The organism is Phenylobacterium sp., assembly GCF_036495085.1.
Taxonomy (GTDB): Bacteria; Pseudomonadota; Alphaproteobacteria; order Caulobacterales; family Caulobacteraceae; genus Phenylobacterium.
Genome location: NZ_DASXNL010000009.1, coordinates 1 through 6,207 on the forward strand (window position 1 = coordinate 1; position 6,207 = coordinate 6,207).

5 protein-coding genes are annotated in these 6,207 nt (G+C 67.3%); 3 read left to right on the forward strand and 2 right to left on the reverse strand.

All coding sequences use genetic code 11. The features are described 5' to 3' along the window. Positions 1-351 (reverse strand): hypothetical protein (locus VGI62_RS01335; RefSeq protein ID WP_331502587.1); only part of this gene is annotated, 351 nt, incomplete at its 3' end. A gap of 124 nt (positions 352-475) precedes the next feature. Here VGI62_RS01335 and VGI62_RS01340 point away from each other — a divergent pair. Together VGI62_RS01340 and VGI62_RS01345 are read left to right on the forward strand one after the other, a co-directional pair. Further along, complete coding sequence (locus tag VGI62_RS01340) at positions 476-2,512, forward strand: M13 family metallopeptidase (protein ID WP_331502588.1); 2,037 nt, start codon at positions 476-478, stop codon at positions 2,510-2,512. A 70-nt stretch (positions 2,513-2,582) separates the two neighbouring features. Then, the gene (locus VGI62_RS01345; protein WP_331502589.1) at positions 2,583-2,708 is read left to right on the forward strand and encodes a hypothetical protein; all 126 of its coding nucleotides are present in this window, start codon (positions 2,583-2,585) and stop codon (positions 2,706-2,708) included. On the opposite strand, the gene VGI62_RS01350 is transcribed toward VGI62_RS01345, so the two are convergent. After that, positions 2,709-4,781: a phosphocholine-specific phospholipase C gene (locus tag VGI62_RS01350; protein WP_331502590.1), complete on the reverse strand. Its 2,073-nt coding sequence runs from the start codon at positions 4,779-4,781 to the stop codon at positions 2,709-2,711. Positions 4,782-5,299: 518 nt separating this feature from the next. On the opposite strand from VGI62_RS01350, the gene VGI62_RS01355 reads away from it, so the two are divergent. Then, positions 5,300-6,088: a porin gene (locus VGI62_RS01355; RefSeq protein ID WP_414695615.1), complete on the forward strand. Its 789-nt coding sequence runs from the start codon at positions 5,300-5,302 to the stop codon at positions 6,086-6,088. Positions 6,089-6,207 lie beyond the last annotated feature (119 nt).

A 6,207-nucleotide genomic window follows, 5' to 3' on the forward strand; every position in this document is an offset into this window, starting at 1 on the left:
GAGCTCAGTCGCGGCCGACTGGGCCTGAGCGACGTGAGCGGGGTTCATTGGGACGCCGCCGGAAGCCAACAGTTCGCCCTTGATTTGGTCGCAGGTCATGGCCTCGTCGCCGGGGCGCATGCCCGCCGGGTCGTTCATCGAACTCTGTATCGAAGCTGCCGAGCCCACCATCTTCAGGCAGGCCTCCAGCGTCATCGGTGCGTTGGGCACACTGGCGATCCTTGCGCAATCGACGGATTGCGGGCCTTGCGCGGCCTGCGATCTGTCCCCGTGGCCAAACTGAGCGGCGGCGCTCCCGGCGCCGGCGACGAGCAGCGCCGCGGAGGCGGCAGCGATCGTTGTTGTGCGCATGTGCTCCTCCAAAACCGAGGCTGGCGACGATCGAAACACGCTGTCACGGACCCGCCAAGTCCTGCGCGTTGCCACGCTTTCGGTTGTGTGTAGTGTCGCGCTCCTGGCGAACGGAGAGTGTCCTTTGAAGCTGAAGACGTTGGTGCTGGCGGGCGCGGCCGCGGCGGCTATCGCAGGCGGAGCTTTCGCAGCGGATGCGCCCGGCAACGCGAGGTACGGGACCTGGGGCTACGACGCTACGTCCATGGACGCCTCGGTCAAGCCGGGTGACGACTTCTTCAAATACGTCAACGGAAGCTGGGACAAGCGTACGCAGATCGCGGCTGACCGGACCTCGGCGGGCGTCGACGTGGTGCTCACCGAGGCCGCGGAACGCGACGTGCGCAAGATCGTCGAAGACCTGGCGAAGGATCCCGCCAAGGCCGGACCCGGCGGCCAACGGGTGGGCGACCTATATGCCGCGTGGATGGATGAGAGCGGCCTCGAGGCCAGGGGCGCAGCTCCGCTGAAGCCGTACCTCGCCAGGATCGCTGCGCTCAAGACCAAGGCGCAGGTGGCCGAACTCTTTGCGAAGCCCGGCTACGCGACGCCAGTCAACGTCGGCATCAATCCCGACCTCGACGACCCGAACCGCTATGTCGTCGGCCTCGACCAGGGCGGGCTCGGGATGCCCAACCGCGACTACTACCTGCGCGAGGGCGCCAAGTACGACGCCTTCCGCAAGGCCTACCGCGACTACGTCATCAGGATCCAGACCCTGGCCGGCATCCCGGATGCGGCGGTGAAGGCCGATGCGATCATCGCGCTCGAGACCAAGATCGCTACCGCTCACTGGGCGCCCGAGCGCACCCGCGACATTGAGCAGATCAACAACCCGATGACCGTGGCCAAGCTGGCCGAGCTATCGCCTCAGCTCCCATGGGGCGCAATGCTGCGACAGGCAGGCTTGGGCGCGCCGGCCAAGGTGCTTGTGACGGAGCCTTCGGAGGTCAAGGCGGCCGGCGAACTGTTCGCCGCGACCCCGCTGTCGGTGTGGAAGGACTACCTCGCCTATCACTTCATCCGCACCCACGCGAGCTACCTGCCGCACGCCTTCGATCAGACCAACTTCGACTTCTTCTCAAAGACCCTGCGCGACGTGCCGCAACAGCGGGATCGATGGAAGCGCGGCGTGCAGTTGGTCAACCGCGCGCTCGGCGAGGAGGTCGGGCGCATCTACGTCGCCGAGCACTTTCCCCCGGAGGCGGAAAAGCAGACCGCCGAGTTGATCGACAACCTGCGCGCCGCCTACGCCGAGCGGTTCAGCAAGGCCGAGTGGATGGACGAGCCGACGCGCAAGGCCGCGCTGGTCAAGCTCGGCACCTTCGATCCGAGGCTCGGCCATCCCAAGAAGTACATCGACTATTCGAGCCTCAAGATCGACCGTAACGATCTCCTGGGCGATGCGGTCCGCGCGGAGCAATTCGACTGGAATCTGCAGCTCTCACGCTACCCCAAGCCGGTGGACAAAGGCCTTTGGGAAATGGTCCCGCAGGAGGTCAACGCCTATTACAACCCGCTCGCCAACCAGATCACCTTCCCGGCCGCGATCCTGCAGCCGCCCTATTTCGATCCCCACGCCGATCCGGCCGCCAACTACGGCGGCGAGGGGGCGGTGATCGGCCACGAGATGGGCCACGGCTTCGACGACGAGGGCCGACATTTCGATGAGACTGGAAAAGTGCGTGACTGGTGGACCGCTGACGCGGCCAAGGCGTTCGGGGCCCGCACCGCGATGCTCGCCGCCCAGTTCGATGCCTACGAACCTGTGCCGGGCGTGCACATCAACGGTGCGCTGACCATGGGCGAGAACCTGGGTGACCTGGGCGGCATTGAAGCCGCCTATGCGGCTTGGCGGCGCTATGTGGCCGCGCACGGCGAGCCCCCCGTCATCGACGGCTGGACCGGCGACCAGCGGTTCTTCATCGCCTATGCCCAGTCCTGGCAGGACAAGGTTCGCGAGGGCGCGCTTCGCCAGCAACTGCTGACCAACCCCCACAGCCCGGCCGAGTATCGGGTCAATGGCATCGTCCGCAACGTGGACGCCTGGTATGCAGCCTTTGGCGTGAAGCCTGGCGACAAACTCTACCTGCCGCCGGAGAAACGGGTGCACGTCTGGTAGGACGTTCGCCTGACCAGAGCGGACGAACTGGTCAGGGCCTGGCGCGTTGAATCGGCGAAAGGAGCCGACAATGGACGTGCCCCAAGGTCTTCGCAAACCGCACCGTATCGCTGAGCTGATCGTTCCGCTGATGGTGCTCGGGGGCGTGGCGACCGCGGTGTTCTACGCCTTCCTGCATGTAGCGCACATGATCTAGCTAGGCTTGGCGTCCCAACAGGGGATCGCTGAAGCTCGGCCTGCCATCCTCGCCGTGCCCGGCTAAGCGGCGCTGGAAGCCGCGCGCCTCGGCGCAGGTCACGACAAAGTCGTACCAGTTGTGGCTAGGGACCAGGTCCCAGTCGTCCGTCGTCGACGCCCCAGGCGCCAAGCGATGCCGCCGCGGAACTGCGTTGAGATAGGCTGACGGCGCCACCTCGAAGGTCAGTGGGACCGAACCTTCATTGCGCAGCGCGATCCGAAGCGTGCGCCGGTCCGGCATGAACCAGCCGTTCGCTTCCGGACGGGCCTTTGCGTCGAGTTCGCCGCGAAATCCGCGGAGAAAGCCGCTCGGTCCGTGCATATCCAGCGCGTATGGCCCGGGGCCGAGCGCCAGGAGGTCGATGAGGGACCCGCCTTTGCCGATTGTGTAGAACCGCGGCTCCCCGCCGCCCGCCGCTGGATAGAGGTTGAGGGCGACGCCCGCGGCGCCTTGGTTGGCCACGGTAAGCTCAAGGCCGCCGGCTCGCGGACGCGATGCGACCTGGAACAGGTAGGGCAGCGCACGCGCCGGTCGCTGGCCCGGTTCCTGGCGCGGCAGGGCTTCGGCGACCGCGGGTGACCGGGGAAAAGGTAACGCCTTGGCCTTCTCCGCCCGGATTGGCAGGGACGAAGCGTTGGGCAGGGAGGGGTGGGTGTTTCCCTCGGGCGCGGCGAAATCGAAGGCGCTGGTCAGGTCGCCACAGACCGCGCGCCTCCAAGGGCTGATGTGCGGCTCCATCACGCCAAAGCGCGCCTCCAGGAAGCGGATCACCGAGGTGTGGTCGAAGACCTCGGAATTGACCCAGCCGCCTTTGGTCCAAGGCGAGACGATGACCATCGGCACGCGGGGCCCCAGCCCCACCGGCTCACCGTGATAGGCCTCGCTGTCCAATTTCACGGTGCTTTTGCCGGCGGCGGCGCCCGTCGCCGGAAGCGGCGGCGGCAGGTGGTCGAAGAAGCCGTCGTTCTCGTCATAGTTCAGGATGAGAACCGTCTTGGCCCAGACCTTTGGGTCGGACGCCAACGCCTCGATCAGCCGGGCGATGAGCCACGCCCCGTCCGAGGGGCTGGCCGCCGGATGTTCGGAGAGCCGGGTGGACGGCACGATCCACGAGACCTGCGGAAGTCGGTCGGCGGCGACGTCCGCCGAGAACTGGGCGACCAGATGCTCGCCGTTGGAGGACTTGGCGTTGGCCTCGTCCGACCCCGGCGCCCAGGCCCGGCCACGTTGGTAGAGCTCGGCATCGGGCCCGATGCCGCGGAAGTTGGCGAAGTAGGCGAGGCCGTTGTCGCCAAAATTGTCGTGCTCCTGATAGACGCGCCAGGAGACGCCGGCCGCCTGCAGGCGCTCGGCGTAGGTCGGCCAGGTCAGGCCTTTGAACTCCGGCGAGTCCTTCGCCGGATCGGCGGATTCGTTCTTCTCCTCCTGTGGGTTGGCCACGACGATGGTGCTGTCGTCGCCGACGGAGAGGCCGCTGGTGCCGCTGAACAGGAAAAGGCGGTTTGGGTTGGTCTGGGCGAAGATCGAGCAGAAGTAGGCGTCGCAGACCGTGAAGGCGTCGGCGAGCGCATAGTGAAAGGGCAGGTCGGCGCGGGTGAAGTAACCCATGGTCAGCGGGCCCTTGGCGGGAATCCAGGCGTCGTGGTGCTTCCAGCGCGCGTGGCTGCCCTTCCAGCTATGGTCCAGGCTGAAGATGGACTCGGCGCGGGTCGAGCTGGTGTCGAGGTGGAAGGGGCTCACCGCGACGGCGCCGGCCTTGCCCGGTTGCTTCCACACCAAATCGCCGCTTGGCAGGGTGACGGGCCGCGGATCACCGAAGCCGCGCACGCCGCGCAACGTCCCGAAATAATGATCGAAGCTGCGGTTCTCCTGCATAAGGATGACGACGTGCTCGACGTCCTTGATCGTGCCCGTGACACGGTTCGCCGGGAGGGCGAGAGCGCGAGCCACGCCGGGGGGCAAGGCCGTCGCGCCGAGCGCGGCGCCGGCCGCCAGCTGCAGGAAGGTCCTGCGGTCTTCACCCCTGCTCATCGTCTGCCCCCGCTCGCGTGCACGGCCCAGAATAGCTGAACTCTGTCCGTGCGCCGATAAACCTCGATCCGCGCGCGATTGCTGGCATAGCGTAATATAGTTGAGTTACATAACGCCGACGTCTCCGCAGAGGGACGATCCGGAGGGGAACCTGAAGAATGCGGACGACGCAAATTTTCCTGACGACGGCGGCGCTGAGCCTTATCTGGACGGCCGCCGAAGCCAGGCCGCACCACACCAAGTCCACCCCAGATCCGCGCGACGCCGAAATCCAGGCCCTGAAGGCCGAGGTGCAGGCGTTGAGCGCCAGGGTGGACAGCCTCGCTGCTCGCGCTGACGCGCCGCCACCGCCGGCGCCGCCCCCTCCGCCTTCCCCGGCGCCCGTCGCGGTCATCCAGACGCCGCCCGGACCTCCCGCACCCGTACAGTTCCCGTCGACCGGCGGCGCCACGATCCTGGCCGGCAAGCCCTCGATCCAAAGCGCCGACGGTCGCTTCAGCGCCAACCTTCATGGGGTCATGCAGTTTGACGCCGCCGACTACAGCCGGGCGACCCCGGGGCCGATCACGTCCGACTTCCGTGGCGGAGCGACGCCCGCCGATACGGCGCACGCCCGCGATCTCTCTTCCGGCACCAACTTCCGCCGCGCCCGTATCGGCGTCGACGGCAAGGCTTTCGGCGACTGGGAATACAACCTGCTCTTCGAATACGGCGGCGCCGGCGAGGAGGACGCGGGGCACATCCAGGAGATGTGGGTCCAGTATTCCGGCCTGAAGCCCTTCCACTTCCGCATCGGCGCCTTCCCGCCGTCCATCGGGCTTGAGGACCAGGCCTCGACCAACGGCTCGCTCTACGTCGAGCGGCCGGCCGTGGCCGACATCGCTCGCAGCCTGGCCGGCGGCGACTTCCGCGAGGGCGCCATGGCCTGGGGCAATGGCGACTGGTGGTACGCCGCGGCCTCCGTCACCGGCCGGCTGGTCGGAGTGGTCAATTCGCAGGCGACCGGCGTCAGCCAGCCCTTCGACAGCCAACTCGGCCTGGTCGGGCGTCTGGCCTTCATTCCGGTGAAGAACGACGACGGCATGCTCCAGGTGGGCGTCCACGGAAGCTATGTTGACCGTCCCGCCGACGCGGGCGGACCGGATACCCCGGCCGGGACCGCACGCTATCCGATCACCCTCCAGGAACGGCCCGAACTGCGTGTTGACGGCACGCGGCTGATCTCCACCGGCGGCATCAACGCCCGGCACGCCAGCACCGTGGGCGTGGAGGCCGCAGGCCAATTCTTAACATCTTCCCCCGGCTGAAGCCGGGGGATTTCCCAGGGAGGAAATCCACTGAGGAGTTCGCGCTTCATCGGGCGCCTGACGGCCACCCTCCACGCGCAGCGACGGTGTGTTCCACCGCCGGACGCCGGTCCCGGCGT

Bases quoted from the DNA above. Each gene is read 5' to 3' on its own strand.
- VGI62_RS01345 (WP_331502589.1), top strand. From the start codon at position 2,583: ATGGACGTGCCCCAAGGTCTTCGCAAACCGCACCGTATCGCTGAGCTG.
- VGI62_RS01350 (WP_331502590.1), bottom strand. From the start codon at position 4,781: ATGAGCAGGGGTGAAGACCGCAGGACCTTCCTGCAGCTGGCGGCCGGC.
- VGI62_RS01355 (WP_414695615.1), top strand. From the start codon at position 5,300: ATGCAGTTTGACGCCGCCGACTACAGCCGGGCGACCCCGGGGCCGATC.